Annotated in this window: 18 protein-coding genes and 1 other annotated feature; of the genes, 3 read left to right on the forward strand and 15 right to left on the reverse strand. The window is 69.6% G+C overall.

Annotated features, from left to right (window positions below; translation table 11 throughout):
* Positions 1-350 precede the first annotated feature (350 nt).
* Positions 351-1579, reverse strand: a protein-coding gene (locus P9K36_RS18710) for an IS3 family transposase (RefSeq protein WP_278305710.1) whose coding sequence is annotated in 2 segments (ribosomal slippage) — positions 351-1291 and positions 1291-1579 — 1230 coding nt in all. Because the reading frame shifts where the segments join, the coding sequence is not laid out codon by codon here.
* Positions 1182-1298: a sequence feature (AL1L pseudoknot), on the reverse strand. (Overlaps the previous gene by 117 nt.)
* A gap of 544 nt (positions 1580-2123) precedes the next feature.
* Between P9K36_RS18710 and P9K36_RS18715 the strand changes: the two genes are divergently transcribed.
* Complete coding sequence (locus P9K36_RS18715) at positions 2124-2303, forward strand: hypothetical protein (RefSeq protein WP_172685422.1); 180 nt, start codon at positions 2124-2126, stop codon at positions 2301-2303.
* 71 nt (positions 2304-2374) lie between these two features.
* Here the strand turns inward: P9K36_RS18715 and P9K36_RS18720 are convergent, their stop codons facing one another.
* The 7 genes from P9K36_RS18720 to P9K36_RS18750 form a co-directional block, all read right to left on the reverse strand.
* Positions 2375-2563 carry a hypothetical protein gene (locus tag P9K36_RS18720; RefSeq protein WP_278305711.1) on the reverse strand — a complete coding sequence of 63 codons (189 nt, stop codon included), beginning with the start codon at positions 2561-2563 and terminating at the stop codon, positions 2375-2377.
* Between the two features lie 83 nt (positions 2564-2646).
* Positions 2647-3063 (reverse strand): BA14K family protein, encoded by a 417-nt coding sequence (locus tag P9K36_RS18725; protein WP_172685424.1) that lies wholly within the window; start codon positions 3061-3063, stop codon positions 2647-2649.
* Positions 3064-3476: 413 nt separating this feature from the next.
* Complete coding sequence (locus P9K36_RS18730; RefSeq protein ID WP_278305712.1) at positions 3477-4355, reverse strand: universal stress protein; 879 nt, start codon at positions 4353-4355, stop codon at positions 3477-3479.
* A 265-nt stretch (positions 4356-4620) separates the two neighbouring features.
* Positions 4621-5469, reverse strand: a complete 849-nt coding sequence (locus P9K36_RS18735) for a metal-dependent phosphohydrolase (RefSeq protein ID WP_278305713.1) — start codon at positions 5467-5469, stop codon at positions 4621-4623.
* 815 nt (positions 5470-6284) lie between these two features.
* Complete coding sequence (locus tag P9K36_RS18740) at positions 6285-7079, reverse strand: alpha/beta hydrolase (protein ID WP_179698146.1); 795 nt, start codon at positions 7077-7079, stop codon at positions 6285-6287.
* Complete coding sequence (locus P9K36_RS18745; RefSeq protein WP_029357559.1) at positions 7076-8782, reverse strand: GMC oxidoreductase; 1707 nt, start codon at positions 8780-8782, stop codon at positions 7076-7078. The genes P9K36_RS18740 and P9K36_RS18745 overlap by 4 nt, the downstream gene beginning before the upstream one ends.
* A 4-nt stretch (positions 8783-8786) precedes the next feature.
* Positions 8787-10172: a UbiD family decarboxylase gene (locus tag P9K36_RS18750; protein WP_029357558.1), complete on the reverse strand. Its 1386-nt coding sequence runs from the start codon at positions 10170-10172 to the stop codon at positions 8787-8789.
* Positions 10173-10348: 176 nt separating this feature from the next.
* Between P9K36_RS18750 and P9K36_RS18755 the strand changes: the two genes are divergently transcribed.
* Positions 10349-11272: a LysR family transcriptional regulator gene (locus P9K36_RS18755; RefSeq protein ID WP_278305715.1), complete on the forward strand. Its 924-nt coding sequence runs from the start codon at positions 10349-10351 to the stop codon at positions 11270-11272.
* Between the two features lie 108 nt (positions 11273-11380).
* Complete coding sequence (locus P9K36_RS18760; protein ID WP_029357556.1) at positions 11381-11953, forward strand: UbiX family flavin prenyltransferase; 573 nt, start codon at positions 11381-11383, stop codon at positions 11951-11953.
* Between the two features lie 7 nt (positions 11954-11960).
* On the opposite strand, the gene P9K36_RS18765 is transcribed toward P9K36_RS18760, so the two are convergent.
* The 7 genes from P9K36_RS18765 to P9K36_RS18795 form a co-directional block, all read right to left on the reverse strand.
* The gene (locus P9K36_RS18765) at positions 11961-12428 is read right to left on the reverse strand and encodes a TIGR02444 family protein (RefSeq protein ID WP_029357555.1); all 468 of its coding nucleotides are present in this window, start codon (positions 12426-12428) and stop codon (positions 11961-11963) included.
* Between the two features lie 31 nt (positions 12429-12459).
* Positions 12460-13809: an MFS transporter gene (locus P9K36_RS18770; protein WP_091861417.1), complete on the reverse strand. Its 1350-nt coding sequence runs from the start codon at positions 13807-13809 to the stop codon at positions 12460-12462.
* A 175-nt stretch (positions 13810-13984) separates the two neighbouring features.
* The gene (locus P9K36_RS18775; RefSeq protein WP_029357553.1) at positions 13985-14791 is read right to left on the reverse strand and encodes an enoyl-CoA hydratase-related protein; all 807 of its coding nucleotides are present in this window, start codon (positions 14789-14791) and stop codon (positions 13985-13987) included.
* Positions 14792-14826: 35 nt separating this feature from the next.
* Entirely contained in the window at positions 14827-16386 is a 1560-nt protein-coding gene (locus P9K36_RS18780) for an AMP-binding protein (RefSeq protein ID WP_029357552.1), read from the reverse strand.
* The gene (locus P9K36_RS18785) at positions 16379-16912 is read right to left on the reverse strand and encodes a (2Fe-2S)-binding protein (RefSeq protein WP_278305716.1); all 534 of its coding nucleotides are present in this window, start codon (positions 16910-16912) and stop codon (positions 16379-16381) included. Before P9K36_RS18785 ends, P9K36_RS18780 begins: the two co-directional genes overlap by 8 nt.
* Entirely contained in the window at positions 16900-17763 is an 864-nt protein-coding gene (locus P9K36_RS18790) for an FAD binding domain-containing protein (RefSeq protein ID WP_070999602.1), read from the reverse strand. Before P9K36_RS18790 ends, P9K36_RS18785 begins: the two co-directional genes overlap by 13 nt.
* Positions 17760-20735 carry a molybdopterin cofactor-binding domain-containing protein gene (locus tag P9K36_RS18795; protein WP_278305717.1) on the reverse strand — a complete coding sequence of 992 codons (2976 nt, stop codon included), beginning with the start codon at positions 20733-20735 and terminating at the stop codon, positions 17760-17762. The genes P9K36_RS18790 and P9K36_RS18795 overlap by 4 nt, the downstream gene beginning before the upstream one ends.
* Positions 20736-20749 lie beyond the last annotated feature (14 nt).

A 20749-nucleotide genomic window follows, 5' to 3' on the forward strand; every position in this document is an offset into this window, starting at 1 on the left:
CCCGCTCACCGAAGATCTGTGGCGCGAGGCACGGGCTTGCAGTCGGAGAAGACCGCAGGCCTGTCGGGACAACCCTGACAGCGCAGAGGGGAGCCCCCGTCGCGGCCCCGGCGCGGCGCTTGCCGTTTCACGAAGGCTTAAGCACGGTCCCTGGAGCTTGTGCGAGACGGGCGGAACGGGTGACCCGCACGCGGCACGGCCGCGATTCCCGAACGGCGCAGTCGCATGGGTCCCGCGCGTGGACATCGACGCGAGCGACAGGAGGCAGCATGAGGATGGCACTGGCACGGACGGCGCGGCTCGCACGGGATTGAACCGCGCCGGGTTTTCCGGAGGCCGTTTGGTTTGGCTCAGGCGGCCAAGGCTTGGACCTCGGCTTGGGCATAATAGCGTGCCTCCGCCTCGGCGGGAGGGATGTGGCCGATCGGTTCGAGCAGCCGACGGTGATTAAACCAATCCACCCATTCGAGCGTGGCAAACTCGACCGCCTCGAACGAGCGCCACGGCCCGCGTCGATGGATGACCTCCGCCTTGAACAGGCCGATCACCGTCTCGGCGAGAGCGTTATCGTACGAGTCGCCAACACTGCCGACGGAGGGTTCGACGCCCGCCTCGGCCAGGCGCTCGGTGTAGCGGATGCTCACATATTGCGATCCGCGATCCGAGTGACAGACGAGGCCGCTGCCGGCGAAGGGGCGGCGCTCGTGCAGGGCCTGCTCCAAGGCATCGAGCACGAAGTCGGCCCGGGCCGAGCGCGACACACGCCAGCCCACGATCCGGCGGGCGCAGACGTCGATCACGAAGGCCGCATAGACGAAGCCGCCCCAGGTGGCGATGTAGGTAAAATCCGCCACCCATAGCCGGTTCGGGCATTCGGCCCTGAACTGCCGATTGACCCGGTCGAGCGGGCAGGCCGCCGCCGGATCGGGAACGGTGGTGCGAACCCTCCGCCCCCGGACGACGCCAGCCAAGCCCATCGTTCGCATCAGCCGGGCCACCCTGCAGCGCGCCACAACGATCCCTTCGCGGGCGAGCTGCCGCCAGACCTTGCGCACGCCGTAGACCCGGAAGTTCGCCTCGTACACGCGCCGGATCTCGACCATGAGTGCCGCGTCCCGCTTGGCTCGAGCCGGCAGCCTCCCGGGATCGGCTCGTCGCGCGGCATGGGCGTGGTACGTCGACGGGGCGATCGGCAGAACCTTGCAGATCGGCTCGACCCCGTAGAGCGCACGATGATCGTCGATGAAGGCGATCATGACCGGAACCGGCGGTCGAGCTCCGCCTGGGCAAAATACGCCGATGCCTTTCTCAGGATCTCGTTGGCCTGCCGGAGCTCGCGGTTCTCCCGCTCTAGCGCCTTGATCCGCTCGCGCTCATCCGTCGTCGGTCCGGCCCGCACGCCCCGGTCGCGCTCGGCCTGGCGGACCCACTTGCGCAGCGTCTCGCCAGAGCAACCGATTTTGGCCGCGATCGACTGGATCGCGGCCCATTGCGAACCGTGCTCGCTCTCATGCTCCCGGGCCAGCCGGACTGCCCGCTCGCGAACCTCAGGGGAAAAGGGTGGGGTATGCTTCGTCATGGCTCCAGTCTCTCAAGAGTTGGAGCCTCCGAAAATCCCGGCGCGATTCAGGATTGGCGTGGCCGAACGGTTGACTTGCCGAGACCAACCGCACCCGCGGGAGCGGTCTGGACGGTCCCGTTGTCGGCGCGGAAGAACTCTGTCGAGGACCTGGCACGGTTCGGTGGCGGCTTGAGCGTGCCCGAGCTTGCCGACGACCATGCCTCAGGCGAGCTTGCCCCTGGCAGCGCAGGCACGCGATACTCGAACGATGTCGTTCCGCCGTCGCATTGACGTACCGCCGGCAGGCTCGGTTGAGGTGGCGCCCTCGTGTTGCCGCAAGTGGCGGCGCTGGCCAAGCGAGCTTCCCAGCCCCGCGAACGAGAACCGCGGCCCCGCCATGGTTTGGGCGGTCCGCGCTGGTGGCTGTGGGCTCCGGGCCTGGTGTGCGTCCTAGGGCTCCTGATCGCCCTAACGTCCTAACCCGCCCAAGGCGTCGACCGCGAGCGGCCGCCTAAGGCATCCATTTCCCGATCATTAGAACGACACAGGACGGAGGCCGGCCATGCCGCAACCCTTGATCCGAACCCGCCGCGTCAGACACGTCGCGTTGAACGGCCAGGGTCCGGGCGAGCCCCGCACGTCCGACCTCGTCCTCGGCATCGTCGCGACGGCCATGCTCGCCGCGTTCTGCCTGCTGATGGCCTCCAACCTCGTTTCCGGCGCGCTGGAGGTCGTCGGCTGAAGTCCTGAGACGCCGGCGCCTCCGCGTCACGTGGGTGCCGGGAGCGCCACCGCCTCAGGTGATGCTGCGGCTTACTGGCTAGCGGGCTTCTCGGCAGGGGGCTTGGTGGCCGGTGCCGGCACGACGGGGGAAGCAGGGTTGGCCGGTACCGGTGTGGTAGGACGAGCCACCGGATTGGTCGGTGGCGTCTCCGCCTTCTCGTCCTTGCATGCGGCGAGTGCCAGCAGGCCGGCGAGCGGCACGAGGATGCGCAGGCGCATGATATCCTTGGGTGAACGTGTTTTCGGATGGCGGCCGCGTCGTGCCGCCGGAGGTGCGACCCTCGTGAGAGCGGTCCGGAAGGTCAGGGGCAGGAATGGCGTGCGCCGTCGTTGCCTAGGTACGTGCCGCTCGCCGCATCGTAGGAGCGGAACCGGCGGGCACAGGCGGCGACCGCCTCGGCATCCGCCGCGCCCCGGGCGGCCTGTGCCTGCGAGTTGGCGATGGCGCCGCCGATGAGCGCCCCGGCGGCCAGGCCACCGATACCGGCGCCGACGGCCGCACCCACACCAGGCCCCCTGCGGTAGCCGTAGCCGCGCCGGTAGCCGTAATGGCGGCCGTAGCGATGGTGCCGAGGACCGAAGCGGCGGTACTGGGCGTAGCTCGTCGGGAGGGCTCCGGCGGACAATGCCTCGACCGAGCTTCCGAACGGCTTGGCGGCGGCGGGCTGAGCGATCAGGAGCGCCGAAACCGTAGCGGCGAGGACAAGCGTAAGCTTCATGTTGGAGGAGCTCCTTAGGTTGGCAGGACTGAAGTTGAGAGCGGATAGCGTGGCAGTCGCGTTCGGATCGGGCCTTCTCGAAGCCCGTGTTTCATCCGTTTCAGAGCCCGCACCGCAATGAAGGGCACGGGCGCGTTCCGGCGACTTGCCGCCGTGTCTGTTTGTGCATCGTCCCTGGGTTTCGTAGCCGCCCGCCCCGAATGAGCGGGCGGCCGTCGCGTTTCCTCTCCAGACTTTTCAAGGGCTCGGGACCTGTGGTCCTATTTCGGCTCACCTCTTCGGGAACCGTTTGCCGTGCCCTCCTTCGGCAAACTCGGATTGTGTCGGTCTCTACGGGCGCGGGTCAGGCATGACGGCCGTGCCGGCGGTCGACGCTCGAAAACAGCGCAAACGCTCCGACCGATGGGTGACATTCAATGGCTATACAGGCAGGGGGTACGAAGCGACGTGAGAAGCTCGTGGGTCACGCTGCCGAACACGAGCTCGCGCATCTTCGAGTGCCCGTAGGCCCCCGCCACCACGAGACCTGCCGCCTCGTCTCGGGCAAGACCGGCCACCGCCTGCGCGACGTTTGCCGTCTCGGGAAGCTCAACACGCTCGCACTGCACGTCGTGGCCCTTCAGGTAGGCCTCGGTCGCCTCGGCGTTCGTGTTCGCCTCCGCCGACGCAATAGTCAGGAGAAGCACGCGTTCCGCCCTCCGCAGCAGCGGCAGCGCATCCGCGACGGCACGCCTGGCCTCGCGCGTGTCCTTCCATGCGATGATGGCGCACCCGAGGGACAGGTCATCCGCTTCCGAAGGCGTGACGAGCACGGGGCGACCCGCACGCAGGATGATCTCGGCCGGGCTGAGCGCCTCGACGATCTCACCGGAATCGCCGTCGTCGAGGCCTCGCGCGACCAGCAGGTCGCCGCGCGCGCATTCCTCGATCACGCACCCCAGCGGCTCTCTGTCGTACACGCGCAGCTGGGCTTTGTTGTAACCGCTGGTCATCTCATGGAAGACCGCCTGCTGCTTCGAGATCTCGTCCCTTGCGCTGGCGGCGGCGATCTCGATGATGTTGCTGTCCAGGTACGATCCCTTCCCGTAGATCGAGATGGGCAGGGGATCCTGCGCGGCCACGCCGGTCAGGGTCGCGTCGAAGCTTCTGGCGAGGTTGCAGGCCAGCCGCACTCTTCCCGGGGTGGAGGCGCTGGCATCGAGGCTGACCACGATGTTGGAAAGCGTCATGATGACCTCCGTGAGGTAGTCGACCGGCTCTGATCGGCCGTCGTCCGCACTGATGCCGGGCATCGGTCGACGCTTGGTCGCCGCAGTCGGAGACGTGATCCTTCACTGGTGTTGGGGCGAGGACGTCGCCGGCTGCGAGTTGAACGGTTGACGACAACGTAATCTCTCCAACTCGCGCATCGAGTCCGTGCAAACCCGGCCCATTGTCGGGGGAAACCCTACACGCATGCTGGCGGAAGCCGGGGTGGCTTGCGGCTACTCGCCGAGCCGGTCACCCGTGCATGCTTCAACTAAATATGCGTGGCGTGCCACCGCCGCCTTCCCGCGTTCAACCGGGATGGGGACCCATTCGACGGCGGTCGTGCTCGGCCGCGAACACGTGGGCGTAGAGGTTGGCCATCCAGACACGCCCTTCCACCGTCAGGTCCAGGAAACGGACCGCATCGCCGATCACCGGCTCGACCTTGCCCCAGAAGAACGCCGGGTAGCGCTCCGCGAGGTCGGCCGGGCTGTCGTAGCCGAGCTGGCCGTCGAGCCCGGCCTCTACGAATTCGTGGAACAGGGCGTTGAGCTTGCGCGGGTAGAGGGGGTCGCCCAGCTGCCCGATCAGGTCGGCTGCCCGCAGGAGGCCCGCCTCCGTTCCGGTCTCCCGGTGCTCGTCGTCCTCGGGCACCGGGAAGCGCGTCAGCTCGATGGCCCGTATCACGCGGCCAGCGTCGACGATGTTGTGCGTGCCGAAGCGCTCCTGCACCGCGAGCTTGGAGCGCTCGATGTGGTGGGGTGTCAGGGCGGCGTCCGAGGCGCCGCGCGGCAGGCCTACCGTCGTGCCCTGGGCGTCGATGACGAAGGCGTTGGCCCTGTCCCCCGCGCAGACGCCGCGCACGTAGCCGATGTCGTGATAGAGGGCGGCCAGGATCATATGCAGCCAATCCTCGGGCGTGACGCCCCGCTGGAGGAAACGTCCGCGCAGGATGTCCTGGGCGACGAGGGTGACGAGGATCGTGTGGTCGCCGTCGTGGTAGAGCGCGTCGCTGCCGACAATGCGCTCGATCGTGAGCCGCGCGGAAGCCTCGATGATCTCGGCGTAGCGTGGCTCGCGGCTTCCGAATGTGCGCTGGTACGTAAGCGCGAGGTGTTCGCCCAGGGCGTTGGCGACTACTTTCGTCGTGTCGAACATGGGCGGCACCTCGCGTCCGCGCGGAACGCCGACGAGGCTGGCCTCGCGCCCGCCGGTCATTGATGACCTATGTCTGCGTCGGCTGACGGAAACCCATCCAGGGATCCCTGACCATCCGAACCTGATGTTGCGTTTAAAGGCCGCCCCTCTTTCGCCCTTCAGAGGCTGCGGAACGACTGACTACGAGCGCCTTCGCCAGGATCGTCTCGCTTGTGCTGGGTACTCCCGAAGAACCAGGAGCATGTGGCCCTCAGGGTCTAGCTACCTCCATCAAAAGGGGCGGCGGTCGATCAGGAACGACTGCTTTAGATTGTCAGGAAGCGGTCGGCTTAACAATAGTTCCGCCGAAGTAACTATTTAGCTTGCAGCCAACTCCTGCCTAACCCCGGATGTCCGCCTTTTTATTTCTGTATCCGGAAGCAGACTGGCAGCTTTCCACCCACCCCAGTCATCCCGACGGGCCTACCGGTGAGACCGACACTGGCCGAAAGCGGCCGGTCCGCTCTGGAGGGGGCTTGCTGGAAAAACGGACAGCGTCTTACCCGATCCAATCCGGTCATTCCGTCGAGGACGTGAATTCGCCGAAAGCTGTCGGGCGGCAACGTGGGCGAACGGGCCCAGTACCACGGCTGGGCTTGGTCCTCGCCCGGATCCGGAAAGCTCGATCTGGGTGAGGCCTGGGAGGCAGGTGAGTCCAAATAACCCTGTCAACGAACCTAACACCGCCTCCTGCCCCTCCCCACGGGACAGGGGCCGGCACCCGGCCTCGCGACAGTGTGTGTGTCAAGGCCAATCAGACCTTGTCTTGGGAAGACTTAATCTCTGCTCAAGACATGGGTGACGAAGCGGGCGATGACGTCGGCAGTTTCTGCCAACGCTTCGCGATGTGGGTGATGCCCAACATTCGGCATCTCATAAACAGTCAGCAGACCGGCGGGGCAAAGTCTGCGAGCGGCAGCAATCTGGGCCTTGGTTCCGTAAGCATCCTTCGTTCCCTGGATGATGAGTGCCGGGACGGTCCATCGCGTGAGGGCTGTCTCGATTGTCCATCCGCGCCGAGCCGGATCCAACCAAGCGTCGTTCCAGCCGCGAAAGGCGCCCTCGACATCGGTATGCCGACGACCGAGACGGACCTTCAGATCGCCCTTGTCGTAGGCGTCCCGGGCCCGTCGGGCCCCGGCCAGCGTCGCCTCCTCGACGAAGAAATGGGGCGCGATGAGGACGCCGCCCCGCACGCGGGTGTCGCCCTCCGCCAACGCGAGGGCCGCGATCGAGGCGCCATCGGAATGGCCGATCAGCAGGCCGCTTCGCAGTCCCGCGAGGTCGAAGACCTGGGGAAGTATGGTGCAAGCTTCCTGTTCGAGAAAGTCGGCCCGGCGGGGCAGAGGCACCGGGCTTGAGGCCCCGTAACCCTGCCGCGAGAAGGCCAGGACACCGCATCCGGTCGTCTCGACCAGAATTTCCGGCAGCGGGCCCCACTGCGTGGCAGAACCGAGACCCTCATGAAGCAACACCAGCGTCGGCGCCAAGTCCGGCTGCGGACCGACGAAACGGTATTCCAGCCGTAGGTCGGCCACCGCAAAGGTGCCGAATGTGTCGAGAGGGATCATCCCATCTCCACCATCATCCTCTCCGCGATCTTTTCCGCAATCATCAAGGTCGGGACGTTCGTGTTTGCGCTAGGAAGGCGGGGCATCACCGATGCGTCGGCGACGGACAGGTTCTCGGTTCCGATGACGCGCCCCCCCGGATCGACCACCGCGCCGGGATCGTCGGCCCGGCCCATGCGGCACGTACCGCTCGCATGCCAGACCCCGAAGACGTTGTCCCGGACAAAGTCGTCGAGAGCGCCATCGTCCTGGAGCACTGTCGCCCAAGCGTGGCCGCCTAGGACGGCGCGCAGCAGCGGGGCGCGCAGCATGGCCGGTGCATCGAACACGGGGGCGAGGAGGCCGGTGAGCCGCCGGTTGCGAGGGGAGACGGCGCTCAACCGGCGGATCAGCGGCGAATAGTTCGCGGGGAAGAGGTCGTCTGAGCGGGGGTTCAGGGTGGGCGAGACCACGAGGTCGCTGAGCAGCCGAATCCCCGAGGCGAGGCGTTCGAGATCGCGGCGGTCCGAGAGCAGGCCGAGGTCGATGTCGGGCGGGCCGGATGGGTTCGCCGGATCGAGACGCAGGCGCCCGACCGAGTGCGGCTGGTTCACCCAGAGGAAGTAGAGCGCGAGGCGTCCGCCGAGGGCGTGCCAGCCGGCACGGGCGGAGGCGGTGAGATACATATCGGATGCGCCGCCTCCGGGATGGCCGGACGTATAGCGCAGGGCCAGCAAGCTCGCGCGCCGGAAGGTCTCGGGTAGCCGGAGCGAGCGGGGAAGGACCTGGGCCATCGTCAAAGCGGGATGGTCCCGCAGGTTCTCGCCGACGCCCGAACGGGCCAGCCGGACGGGTATCCCGCAGGCGGAGAGCGCATCGCCCGGGCCGATCCCGGCACGCAGGAGCAGCACCGGCGATTGAAGAGCGCCGGCGCACAGGACCACGGAGGCGGCGCTCACTTGCTGCTCGGATCCGTCGCCCCGCCGCAGCACGGCCCCGGTCGCGCGGCGCCCGTCCATCACCAGCGAACGGACCTCGAGGCCGGCGGCGATGGTGAGGTTCGGCCGGGCCCGCGTCCCCACGTCCAGATACGCGGCGGCGGCCGAGACCCGCGCGTCGTCCCGGTTGGAGAAGGCCGGCGGGAAGATCCCGTCCTCGAACTCGCCGTTCTGATCGACGCGCCGGGGCAGCCCCGTCGCATCGAAGGCGCGGGCGACCGCATGGGCGAAGGGGGGCCATGCGGGCTCCAGGATGCGCCGGATCGGGAGCGGCCCATCATGGCCGTGCAGCGGACCGCCGCAATCGAGGTCGGTCTCGAGCCTGCGGAAATACGGCAGCACGTCGTCCCAGGCCCAGCCCTCGGCGCCGAGCGCGGCCCAGGCCTCGTAATCGCGGGGCAGCCCGCGGTTGGCCGCCTGGACGTTGATGCTGGACGAGCCGCCCATCACCCGGCCCTGCTCGTAGGCCCGCCGCCGCATGCGACCGCGGGAGTCGCGGGTGACCGCCGCGTCGAGCCCCGGCCAGATGTAGGTGTCGCCATGGAACAGCGGCATCGGATAGCTGTCGAGGATCTCCGCCGGCACCCGGCCCGGCGGTGTATCGATGCCGGCTTCGACGAGGAGCACCCGGCGCCGCGGGTCGGCGGAGAGCCGGTGGGCCATCACGCAGCCGGCAGAGCCCCCGCCGACGATCAACACGTCGACCGTTTCGGGCAAGGCGTTCACGGGATCAGCCGATCGCCGCGCGCCAGTCGGCGCCGGACGCGAGCACCGCGTCGAGATCGACCTCGGCCTCGCCGGGAACACGGATGCGCTTGAATTTCATGGGGGGCGCGTCGAGGGGAACGGTCGCGTCGAGACCCATCTTCGCGCCGACCCCCTCGCGGCCCGAGGGATCGAGCTTCGAGCCCTGGGCGTGAGGGATGACGACGAGGTCTCGGTCCGCCTGGAACCGCGTCGAGATCGCCCATTCGACTTCCTGCGGGGCGTGGATGTCGACATCCGTATCGACCACGACGGCGTGCTTGATGTCGTAGTGGGCGGCGAAGGCCCCGAGCAGCACGTTCTTGGCCTCGCCCTCCTGCGTCTTCCGCAGGCGGACGTAGAGGTGGTAACGGCCGACTCCCCCCAGGGACAGATGCACGTCCTCGACACCGGGGAAGCTGCGCTGGAGCGTCGCGAGGATCGTGGCCTCGCGGGGGATCGCCCCCAGCAACAGATGCTCCAGACCGCCCCCGACGATCATGTGGAAGATCGGGTCGCGCCGGTGCGTTACCGCATCGACCCGCATGACGTGCCGCTTGGCCCGCTCCCCGTAATATTGCGGAAACTCCCCGAACGGCCCTTCGGGCTCGCGGATTTCAGGCAGGAGGTGGCCCTCGATCACGATCTCTGCGTTCGCCGGAACGCGCACGCCGTTCGTCAGGCACTTGACCACGTCGAGGGGTTGGCCGGTGAGCGCCCCGGCGATCTCCAACTCGTCGTGGCCGAGGGGCACGATGGCCTGGGATGCGAGGAGGCAGGCGGGATCGACGCCGACCACGAGGGCGACTTCGAGGCCCCGGCCCTGGGCCTCGGCCTTGCGGTAGAAATTGTCGGTATGCCGGGGCAGGACCAGCACGCCGATCCTGTCCGGACCGCTGATCTGGCAGCGCAGGATGGCGACGTTCTGCAGGCCGGTCTCCGGGTCCCGGGAGATCATCAGGCCCGCCGAGATGTAGGGGCCGCTGTCGTGCTCGTTTAGAGTCGGCACCGGCAGGAGCTTCAGGATGTCGAGTCCCTCCCGGTGGACGACCTCCTGCGCGGGGGCGGAGTGGCGTTCGTGCCAGGGGAGCGGCTGGGCGGCGGCCTGCTGGAAATGGGCGACGAGGCGATCCTGCGTGGTGCCGAGGGCTTCCGCCATCCAGGCCCGGCTCGACACGAGGCCCGAGACGATGGTGCCCGGATGCCCCCCGGGCTGCGGAAACAGGCTGGCCTGCCGGCCGTCGAGGCGGTTCGCCACCGCCGCCGCCTCGTGGCGCAAGCCGATTCCCGGCCGCGCGATGGCGAGGCGCCCATCCCCGGACAGCCGATCGAGCCAGTCGCGGAGGGAACGAACGGGAGTGGGCGCGTTCATGCTGTCCTCACGGCGGGGTCGTCTGAACCAAGCTTGCCAGGGGAGGAAGCGTTAAGCTCTTCCCGCAGGCGGGAAAAATAACGATTGGTGATGCCGCCCATCAGCCGGTTTGAATTGCGCCGACCGGCCCGCACATGGTCCTCTGGCGCGTTGCTCGTGTCGCCCGGGTCCCGTGTATGGATCTCCGTCAGATCTCCTACTTCGTCGCCCTGTTCGAGGAGGGCAGCGTCACCCGCGCCGCGCAGCGGATGAACGTCGTCCAGCCCGCGCTCAGCATGCAGATCGCCAAGCTGGAACGGGAACTCGGCCAGCGCCTGTTCGACCGCCAGCCGAAGGCCATGGTACCGACAGCCGCCGGCCGGACGCTGCACCGGCTGGTCCACCCGATCCAGCGGGATGTCGCCGAGGCCCGGGCGGCCATGGCGCGCCTGTCCCAAACCGTGTCGGGCCGCGTCACGGCGGGCATCCTGTCGTCCCTGTCGATGAGCGTGATCCCCAGCGTCCTCGCTCGCTTCGCGGCGGCCTACCCAGAGGTCGAGCTGTCGCTGGCCGATGGCTACAGCAGCACCTTCATCGAGGGCGTCGGCAGCGGCGCCCTCGACCTCGCGGTGATCAACCGGCCGGCCCGCCGCCTCGGCCTCGTCATGGCACCCCTCCTCGACGAGGAAATGGTCGTGGTCGGCGGGCGCGACACACCGTTGCCGGTGCCCCTGCCCCTCCGGATGGCGGACCTCGCCGCCCTCGACCTGATCCTGCCGTCGACCCGCCACGGCCTGCGCGTCGAACTCGACCGCCGTGTCGCCGCCGCGGACGTGACCCTGTGCCCGAAGCTCGAACTCGACCTGCCCCCCGCGATCGCGGACTTCGTGGCGCGCTCGACGCGTTTCACTGTGCTGCCGAGCATCGCCATCAGCCGACAGCTCGCCGACGGGTCCCTCAAGGCCTACCGCATCGTCGCGCCGCGCATCGCCCGCGAATTGGTGATCATCCACCATCCGCAGAAACCGCTCAGCCACGCGGCGCAGCTCCTCATCGGCATCCTTGAGGAGGAGTTGAACGCGGCGGCGGCCGCACTCCAGGCCCATATCATCACCGGTTGAGCCCCCCGGACTGATGGCAGCGATCAGCCGACGTTATTCGACACGGGCGAGCACACCCCGATACTGTCACCGGCAACGTCGCCGCGCCCGTTGCGGCCGGGAGGAACGATGACACCGCTGCCCCTCGTGGTCGGCATCTCGGGTGCTTCGGGGGTGATCTATGGGATCCGTCTCCTGGAAATCCTGCGCGACCTCGCGATCCCGGCCCATCTCGTGATGTCGCGCTCGGCCGAGGTGACGCTGGCCCATGAGACCGACCTCAAGGTCGCCGACGTCCGCGCCCTGGCCGCCAAGACCTACGCCCAGGGGGATATCGGCGCCTCGATCGCCTCCGGATCCTTCCGGACCCGCGGCATGGTCGTGGCGCCCTGCTCCATGCGGAGTCAGGCCGAGATCGCGACCGGCGTCACATCCGGCCTGCTGACGCGGGCCGCCGACGTGACCCTGAAGGAGCGCCGCCGCCTCGTCCTGATGGTGCGGGAGACTCCCCTCCACACCGGCCACCTCCGCACCATGACGGCGCTCTCGGAAATGGGGGCGATCATCGCCCCGCCGGTTCCGGCCTTCTACGCGCGTCCGGAGAGCCTCGCCGACATGGTGGACCATACGATCGGGCGGGTTCTCGACCTGTTCGACATCGACGCACCCGGCGTCCGGCGTTGGCGGAGCGGAGAAGGCTGACCGGCGCTCAGCCCTCCAGCGCCGTCGCGAGAACCCGCAGCGGTGCCTCCGGCCAGGTCCGGCCGAGATGCGCGGCATAGAGGGCCAGGGCCTCGCCGCCCGAACTCGCCGGCATATCCGGGACCGGCGCGGCCTCGAAGAGAGCCGCGAGGGCGAGGCGCTCCGCCTCAATCTCCGCGAGCTTGATCCGCTCCCGGAGCGCCTCCGTCGTCTGGCCCGAAAGGATGTCCGACCGCATCGCCCGGCGGATCGCCCGTAAGGGACTGATCACCTGCCCACGCCAGGGGCCGATCCGGGCTTCCGCTCCGGCGAGCGCCGAGGCGTCCAGCCTTCGTCCGGTCCTCCCGCACCAGATCAGGTACAGGAGCAGGGGCACATCGGCGCCGCCCTCGTCCTGGAGCGCGAGGCAGGCCGCGGCGACGCCGGGCCGGCCGTAGAACGCGCAGGCGAAGGTCCAGAGGGGATCACTCGTCATGGGAGGCCTCCGCCCGCGCAGAACCGTATCGTCAGGCCCGGTCGAGATTGCCCTGCGTCTCGTCGGTCAGGAAGGCACCGACGAGATAGACCAGGGTGACGCCGGTCATGACGACGGCCAGCACCATCGGGATCTGCGTCGGCCCGTCGGCGACGAGGGAGACGAGCGTCGGCAGCATTCCACCCAGCGCGAAGCCGATGTTCCAGGTCAGGCCCGTCCCCGTGGCCCGCACCGCCGTCGGGAACTTTTCGTTGAGGAAGATCAACAGCGGCCCGTAGCTGGCGTTGGCGATGAGCGCCAGCAGGAAGGCGCAGGCCGCGACCCCAACGAGGCTCGTCGTGTTCGCCATGGTCAGGAACAGGGCGGGAAAGGCGAGCAGGCGGACGACGCCCATGACGAGGAACGACCGTCTGCGCCCGATATGCTGGCTTAGTTCGCCCATGCCGCAGGCGCCGATCGCCGCCGCGACGTTGGCGCCGATCAGGATCATCGAGGCGGTGGCGTTCGGCACGCCGTTCACGAGCTTGAGGAGGGTCGGCAGGTAGCCGGACGTGAGGTAGTAGGCCGCGCCGCCGCCGAAAGAGATGAGAGTCGCGACCGCGAAGCTTCCCCGGTTGGACGGTGAGAACAGGGAGCGGATCGGCGAGGCCTCCGCCGGAGCGCCTGCCCGGAGCGCCGCCTTCCGGGCCTGGAGATTCTTGAAGATCGGGGATTCCTCGAGATTGCGGAAGAGGATCAGGCCGATCACCGAGGTCAGGAGACCCGAGAAGAACATCAGTCGCCAGCCCCAGTCGGTGAAGGCTTCTCCCGGCGCCATGAGCGAGACGACGTAGAAGACCAGGGAGGCAAGCAGGCCGCCGATGGCCGAGCCGCCACCGCCGACCGCCCCGGACATCAGCCCCCGCCACCGCTCCGGGACGGATTCCGTCCCGATCGTGTGAGACGCCGCGACCACGCCGCCGACGAAGATGCCCTGGACGAGGCGGAAGATCAGGAAGATCGCGGTGGCGAGCCATCCGATCTGGCCGACCGTCGGCAGGAGGCCGAAGACCGCCGTCGACAGGCCGACCCCGGTCACCGCCACCATGAGCGCGCGGCGCCGGCCGAACCGGTCCGCATAGGAGCCGAACAGGGCCGAGCCGAGGGGCCGGATCAGCAGCGTGACCGCGAAGGAGGCATAGGCTCCCGCCAGCGACAGCATCGGCTTGTCGGCCGGAAAGAACAGGGCGCCGACGACGGGCGCCACGTAGAGCAGGATGAACAGGTCGAAGAGATCGAGCCCCCAGCCGAACAGCGAGGCCATGGCGGCCGTCGCCGTTTGCCGGCCCGTGGGCTTGGCGTGAGCGGGGGGATCGGATGCGAAGGTTGCGGCGGTCTGCATGGGGTTCCTCCGGGGGATGCGGTCGTTGCCGCGGTGGGCCGGTTCGGGCTCTGGGTCGGGACGGGGGCCATCAGGGCGCGCGCCATCGTGTCCCGCCGGGGCGGGATCGAAGCGGTGCCGTGGGGGTCACGGGGGTGGGGGGAGCTGCCCTGCAGCCCCCCCCGGCGTGGTGGGTTTAGGAGCCGGTGAAACGCGGGGCGCGCTTGGCGTGAAACGCCTCGACGCCCTCACGGAAGTCGTCGGCCTGCCGCAGGCGGCTGTAGCAGTGTCCCTCGAGCTCGATGGCGATGGACAGGCTCGCGTCCTCGGTGTCGTTGAGGAGCTTCTTGGCGGTGCGCTGGGCGATGGGCGAGAAGGCGCGCAGCTCCTCCACGAGGGCGTCGGTGGCCTTTTCCAGGTCCGCGTCGGGCACGCATTCGGTGGCGATGCCCCAGTCGAGGGCCTGCCGGCCGGGGATGCGCTTCGAGCGCATCACGATGTCCTTCGTCCGCGTGATACCGACGATCTTCTGGAGCCGGGCCGAGCCGCCGGAACCGGGGATCTGGCCGAGCTTCTGTTCGGGAAGCGCGTAGCGGCAGGTCTCGGAGACGATGCGGAAGTCGCAGGCCAGCGAGATCTCGAAGCCGACCCCGAACGTGTAGCCACGGTTGGCGGCGATGACGGGCTTCGAGCAGCGGGCCGGCGCCGCCATGTTCCAGGCGAGCTTCGAGACGTGTTCGGGCGAGGCGTCGAGGAAGCCCTTGATGTAGCCCCCCGACGAGAAGTGCTCGCCCTCCGCCCGCAGGACGATGACCCGCACGCGGGGATCCTCGTCCAGCGCCTCGAACACCTTCCGGATCTCGTCGCGCTGGGGCATCGCGATGACATTCATCGGCGGCCGCGCCAGGATCACGTCGGCACGCTCGCGCTCGGCATCGATCTCGACGCGGAAGCCGTCGAGGTTCGTCAGGCGCGGGTCGATGGTGGGGGTGTCACTCGTCATGGGGCAGGGCTCTCGCTGAAATTCGTTGGGGGGTGTCAGGCGGCCTCGTGGCCTTCGGCGCGGGGCTCGGCCTCGCCCTCGGGCACGTACTCGCCGGCCACGAGCTGACGGCGCAGCAGCTTGCCGACCGGCGATTTCGGGATCTCGTCCACGAAGACGTAGCGGCGCGGCAGCTTGTGACTCGGCAGGCCGCCCGCACGGCAATGGGCGTCGAGCGCCGCTTCGTCGGTGCTGCCGCTCCGCTTGATGAAGGCCGCCACGATCCGGCCCCAGCGCTCGTCGGGCAGGCCCACGACGGCGACCTCGGACACGGCCGGATGCAGGGACAGGCGACTCTCGATCTCGACGGGCGAGACGTTCTCGCCCCCGGTGATGATCATGTCGTCGACCCGGCCGGTGACGTAGAGGTCGCCATCGGCGTCGGCGAAGCCGGTGTCGCCGGTGAAGTACCAGCCGTCGCGAAAGGCCTTGGCGTCGGCCTCGGGGCGATGCCAGTAGCCCTCGAAGGCTTCGTCGCCCTTGGCGATGACGGCGATCTCGCCCTCCTCGCCCGGCGCGGCGGTCCGGTCCGGGTCGCCCCCCATGGGCACGACGCGCACCATGGTGTTGAGGCCCGCCCGCCCGGCCGAGCCGGGTTTCACCGCCGCCTCGTGGTTGATCGTGAAGGTGTAGACCTCCGACGAGCCGTAATGGTTGACGAACAGGTCCGGCCGGAACGCCTCGGTCAGGCGGGCGAGCAGGCCGTCCGTCATCGGCGCCCCGGCGAAGCCGAGCTTGCGCACGGAGGTCGTGTCGGTCGCCGGGAAATCCCGGTGGTGCACGAGGTCGTGATAGAGGGTCGGCACGAGGTAGAGGTTGGTGATCCGCTCGGCCGCGATCAGCCGCAGCGCCCCGGCCACGTCGAAGCGCGGCAGGCAGACGAAGGTCCCGCCGATCAGCGACATGGCAAGGAGCGAGCGCACGCCCATCGTGTGGTAGAGCGGCATGACGCCGAGCGTCCGCTCGCCACGCCCGTAGAGGTTCTGCGCCACGTGGGCGAGCGCCGCCGCCCGCTCCGCCCGGTGTCGCCGTGGCACCCCCTTGGGCTTGGCGGTGGTGCCGGAGGTGTAGAGCATCAGCGAGATCGCTTCCGCGTCGACCCGGGGCGTCGCCGGGGGGCCTTCGGTGGCGGTGAGGTCGGCGAAGGCGGTCTCGCCGGGGCCGGGTGGCGTGCCGACGGCGATGCGCGGGATCCGCTGCGACGCCGCGCTATCCCGCAGGCTCCCGGTCGAGACCGGTTCGTAGGCGATGGCGCGGGCTTGCGCGTTCTCGATCGCGAAATCGATCTCCTCGGCCTTGGCCCGCCAGTTGATCGGCGTGATCACGATACCCGCGAACTGGCAGGCCCAGTGCAGGGTCGCCGCCTCGTGCCGGTTCTGAAGGACCGTGACGAGGTGGTCGCCGGGCTTCAGCCCGAGCCGGTCGAGCCCCGCGACGGTCGCGGAGATCACCGCGAACCACTCCGTGTAGGTCAGCCGGGTCTCCCCGTCGACGAGGGCCAGGGCGCGGGGATCGCGGGAGACGCTCGCAAGGAAGCTGGTGCCGAGATCAAGCATGGGCGGCCTCCGGGGATGACGGGGCCGGGATGTCGCCCCTGAGTTCCGCAGCCGCCTCCAGGGCGGCCTCGATGATCGGCGCGTAGCCGGTGCAGCGGCAGAGATGGCCGCCGATCACTTCCGTGATCTCCCGGCGCGACGGGTTCGGCCGCAGCACGAGATAGGCATCGAGCGACATCAGGATGCCGGCGGTGCAGAAGCCGCATTGCAGGGCGTGCCGCCGCCGGAAGGCCGCCTGCAGCACTCCGAGCCGGCCTGGCTCGGGAGCCAGACCCTCGACGGTCCGCACGGCGCAACCCTCGACCCCCACGGCCAGCGTCAGGCAGGCCCGGGCGGGCACCCCGTCGATGGACACCGTGCAGGCGCCGCAGACGCCGTGCTCGCATCCGACATGCGTGCCCGTGGCCCCGAGCCCGTGGCGCAGGGCGTCGGTCAGCAGGGTGCGGGTCTCGACCTCGACCGTGGTCTCGCGCCCGTTGAGGGTGAAGGCCATCGTGTGACGGCCCTTCGCGTCTAGCTGTGGCATGGCACGGCCTCCTGATGGGTGTCGCCTCTTGCGGCCCTGGCCGCTTCCTCCAGCACCCGGCGGCCGAGACTCCGCACGAGGTCGCGGCGGTAGCGGGCGGTGCCGTGGAGATCGTCCCCCGCGCCGAGGTCCCAGGCGAAGGCGTTGAGGGCATCGTCCAGCGCCGAGCCGGCGAGATGGGGGAAGTCACGGGCGGTGGGCCGGTCGGCGACGCCGCCGACGGCGAGCCGCATCCGGGTGCCGTCCACGACCGCCGCGCAGGCGACGATGGCGTAGTCGCCGTGCCGACGCCCCACCTCGGCGAAGGCGGTGCCGGCGCCCTCCCGGCGGAGGGGATAGGCGATGGCCTCGATCATCTCATCGTCGGCCCGGTCGGTGACCATCATGCCGGTGAAGAAGTCCTCGGCCGCCACGCGCCGGACTTTCCGGCGGCTGCGCAGGTGAATCTCGCCCTGCAGCGCCACGAGGCAGAGGGGGATTTCCGCGCTCGGGTCGGCATGGGCGACGGAGCCGCACAGCGTCCCCCGTGCCCGGGTCTGGATGTGCCCGACCCACGGCAGGGCGGCGGCCAGCAGCGGCAGGTCCCGGGCGAGCCCCGGCCGGTCGAGCAGGATCGCCTGCCGCACGCCCGCCGGGATGACGAGAGCCCCCTTGTCGAGACGGGGCTCTTTGAGAGCGGGAATGCGCATCACGTCGACGAGCACGGCGGGCTTCGTCAGCCGCATGTTGAGCATCGGCATCAGGGACTGGCCGCCCGCGATGATCCGAGCCTCGGGGCCGTGCTGGCGCAGGGCTTCCAAGGCGTCGTCCAGGGACGTCGCGCGCAGATAGGCGAAGGGCGCGGGCTTCATGCGGACACTCCCAGGCGTGCGAGGAGCCGTCGCAGGGCGGCCGGGAGGCGGAGCCTGCGCTCGCCGGACCCGCCGGCTCGCCGAGCCAGGGCGGTGAAGAATCCGCCGATGATCACCCGCGCGGCCCCGTCGAGGAGGCGCCCGCCCACCGCCGCGACCTTGCCGCCCACCGCCGCCTCGTAGACGTAGGCGATCCGCGTCCCCCCGGCGCCGTCGGGCTCCAGGGTCAGGCGGCCGGTTCCACCGCCGCTGCCGAGGCCACCCGTCACCGTGCCGGTGAGCGTCACCGCCCGGGGCTCATCGAGATCGCTGAGGGTGACCTCGGCCTTGTAGCGGCCCTTCACCGGGCCGACGCCGAGGGTGACGTCGGCCTGGAACCGTGTGCCGGAAAGCTTCCGCACCCCGTGCGAACCGGGGATGACGGAGGCGAGCACGTCCGGGTCGAGGAGCATCGCCCAGACCGTCTCCGGCGGAGCCGTGACGGTGGCCGAGCCCTCCCCACGCAAGGTGCGGTCGCCCGTCTTCGTGGCGGGCTTCGGGGCAGAGTGGCCGGCGGGGGGCGCTCGTTCCTCCCCGCCCGCCGCGAGGGCAGCGAGCTTGGCGGGGGTCAGGGGCAGGTCGATGGCCTCAAGCCCGAGGGCGTCGGCCACCGCGTTGGCGAGGCAGACCGGAGTCGACATGCAGTTGCCCTCGCCGACTCCCTTGGCGCCGAGCGGCGTGAAGGGCGACGGACTCTCGACGTGCAGGATGCGTAGATCCGGCACCTCGGTCGCGGTGGGCAGCAGGTAATCGGCGAAGGTTCCGGACAGGAAGGCGCCATCGTCGCCGTAGGAGAGTTCCTCGAAGACCGCCGCGCCGAGCGCCTGCGCGAAGCCGCCGCGCACCTGCCCCTCGACCATGCCCGGGTGCAGGATGCGCCCGCAATCGTGCATCGAGACGTAGCGATCGATGATGATCTTGCCGGTGACCCGGTCGATCTCCAGGCCGCAGATGTCGAAGATGAAGCCGTGGCAGAGGGAGGAGTTGATGTGGTCCTCGGCGTCCGGCGCCGTCAGTTCCGGGGGTGTCCAGAACACCGTCTCGCGGATCACCGCGCCGAGATCCTCGGGCACGAGGCCCGGCGACCAGTGGCTCGTGGCGGCCACCCGCGCGAAGGGCAGGCCCGCATCCGGGTTCAATCGCGAGGCGATGCGACCGCCCGCGAAGAGCAAATCCTCGGGACGCAGGTTCAGCTGCGCCGCCGCGATCCGCGCGAGCCTGTCGCGCAGGCGGGTGGCGGCGAGGTGCGCGACCCCCGCCACGGCGGCGGCGAAGCGGCTCGCGTAGTTCCCCGAGGCGATGGACCACGCATCCTTGGCGGTGTCGAGGTCGGCCGTGACCCGGACCTGCTCCATCGGGAGGCCGAGCACGTCGGCCACCACCTGGGCGAGCACCGTCCGGTGCCCCTGGCCCTGCGGCACCGAGGCGACCTGCACCGTCACCGAGCCGACGGGATCGAGGGTGATGGTGGCGGTCGATTGCGCGCCGTTCTTGGGCCCGGCCTTGGCGCGTTCCTCCGCCGTCAGCACGGTGGTGATGTAGCCCATGTTGGAGACGCTGGGCTCGACCGCCGCCGTGAGGCCGATCCCATAGAGGCGGCCCTCGGCGCGGGCGGCGTCCCGCCGCCGCTTCAGCTCATCGAGCCCGCCGTCCCGGGCGGCTTCATCGAGGGCGCGCTGGTAATCGCCGGAATCGTAGAGGGCGCCGGTCGCGGTGCGATAGGGAAAGGCGTCGGCCGGAATCAGATTCCGGCGGATCACCGCGAAGGGATCGAGGCCCAGCGTCAGCGCGATGCGCTGCATCAGCCGTTCGAGCGGATAGTACACCTGCGGCCCGCCGAAGCCGCGCACGAGGCCGGTCGGCGTCTTGTTGGTCAGCACCACCCGGTTGCGCACGGCGACGTTGCGGATGGCGTAGGCGCCGGTGAGGTTGCCGTGCATCCGGTAGAGCGTGGCGGGTTCGGGCGCCCGCAGGTAGGCGCCGCAATCCTCGACCTGATCCCAGTCGAGCGCGGTGACGCGCCCATCCGCGTCGAAGGCGGCCCGGAGGGTCGTGACCCGGTTCGTGGCGGAGACGGAGGCCGAGAGGTGCTCCAGCCGGTCCTCGATCCACTTCACCGGCTGGCCCACGAGGCGCGCCGTGGCGGCGATCAGCACGGCGTAGGGCGCGACGCCCTGCTTCACTCCGAAGCTGCCGCCGGAATCGGGGGGCGTGCGCAGGCGCAGGCGGTTGCCCGGCACCTTCAGCGCCCGGGCCACCACCGCGTGGATGCTGAACGGCCCCTGGAAGTTCGCCAGCACGTCGTAGGAATCTTCGGTGGGATCGTAGGAGGCGACGACGCCGTAGGTCTCCATCGGCGAGCCGGTGTTGCGCGGGTAGCGCACGGTCACGGACAGGCTGTGCGGGCTGTCCGCGAAGGCCGCCTCGGGGTCGCCGTAGCGGAAGCGGCGGTCGCTGACGCAATTGGCGCCGACGCCCTCGTGCAGGATCTCGCTGTCGGGGGCGAGGGCCGACAGCGGGTCGACCACCGCCGGGCGGACCCGGTACTGCACCTCGATCAGGTCACAGCCATCCTCCGCGAGGTAGCGGTCGCGGGCGACGACGATGGCGACGGGCTCGCCGACATAACGCACCCGGTCCACCGCGATGGCGCGGGCATCGACGGCCGCCCGCAAGGCCGGGACGAGGCCGGTCGTGACGGCGTCGAGGTCCCGGCCCGTGACCACGGCGGTGACGCCGGGCAGCGCCTTGGCCACCTGGACGTCGATGCCAAGGATGTCCGCATGGGCGTGGGGCGAGCGCAGGATTGCCGCGTGCAGCGTGCCGGGCCGCGTGCCGAGGTCGTCGATGTAGCGGCCGAGCCCGGAGAGCAGGGCGGCGTCCTCGACGCGCTCCACGGACCGTCCGACATAGCTCGATGACACGATGCCCAAGCCGTTTCCTCCGC

Origin of the sequence: Methylobacterium sp. 391_Methyba4, assembly GCF_029691625.1 — a bacterium.
GTDB classification, from domain to species: domain Bacteria; phylum Pseudomonadota; class Alphaproteobacteria; order Rhizobiales; family Beijerinckiaceae; genus Methylobacterium; species Methylobacterium fujisawaense.

Excerpts from the sequence above, each read along its gene's own strand:
- P9K36_RS18730 (WP_278305712.1), bottom strand. The coding sequence starts at position 4,355 with ATGCCCGGCATCAGTGCGGACGACGGCCGATCAGAGCCGGTCGACTAC.
- P9K36_RS18790 (WP_070999602.1), bottom strand. The coding sequence starts at position 17,763 with ATGAAGCCCGCGCCCTTCGCCTATCTGCGCGCGACGTCCCTGGACGAC.
- P9K36_RS18735 (WP_278305713.1), bottom strand. The coding sequence starts at position 5,469 with ATGTTCGACACGACGAAAGTAGTCGCCAACGCCCTGGGCGAACACCTC.
- P9K36_RS18725 (WP_172685424.1), bottom strand. The coding sequence starts at position 3,063 with ATGAAGCTTACGCTTGTCCTCGCCGCTACGGTTTCGGCGCTCCTGATC.
- P9K36_RS18765 (WP_029357555.1), bottom strand. The coding sequence starts at position 12,428 with ATGACGAGTGATCCCCTCTGGACCTTCGCCTGCGCGTTCTACGGCCGG.
- P9K36_RS18770 (WP_091861417.1), bottom strand. The coding sequence starts at position 13,809 with ATGCAGACCGCCGCAACCTTCGCATCCGATCCCCCCGCTCACGCCAAG.
- P9K36_RS18720 (WP_278305711.1), bottom strand. The coding sequence starts at position 2,563 with ATGCGCCTGCGCATCCTCGTGCCGCTCGCCGGCCTGCTGGCACTCGCC.
- P9K36_RS18780 (WP_029357552.1), bottom strand. The coding sequence starts at position 16,386 with ATGCTTGATCTCGGCACCAGCTTCCTTGCGAGCGTCTCCCGCGATCCC.
- P9K36_RS18775 (WP_029357553.1), bottom strand. The coding sequence starts at position 14,791 with ATGACGAGTGACACCCCCACCATCGACCCGCGCCTGACGAACCTCGAC.
- P9K36_RS18760 (WP_029357556.1), top strand. The coding sequence starts at position 11,381 with ATGACACCGCTGCCCCTCGTGGTCGGCATCTCGGGTGCTTCGGGGGTG.
- P9K36_RS18755 (WP_278305715.1), top strand. The coding sequence starts at position 10,349 with ATGGATCTCCGTCAGATCTCCTACTTCGTCGCCCTGTTCGAGGAGGGC.
- P9K36_RS18740 (WP_179698146.1), bottom strand. The coding sequence starts at position 7,079 with ATGATCCCTCTCGACACATTCGGCACCTTTGCGGTGGCCGACCTACGG.
- P9K36_RS18785 (WP_278305716.1), bottom strand. The coding sequence starts at position 16,912 with ATGCCACAGCTAGACGCGAAGGGCCGTCACACGATGGCCTTCACCCTC.
- P9K36_RS18715 (WP_172685422.1), top strand. The coding sequence starts at position 2,124 with ATGCCGCAACCCTTGATCCGAACCCGCCGCGTCAGACACGTCGCGTTG.
- P9K36_RS18750 (WP_029357558.1), bottom strand. The coding sequence starts at position 10,172 with ATGAACGCGCCCACTCCCGTTCGTTCCCTCCGCGACTGGCTCGATCGG.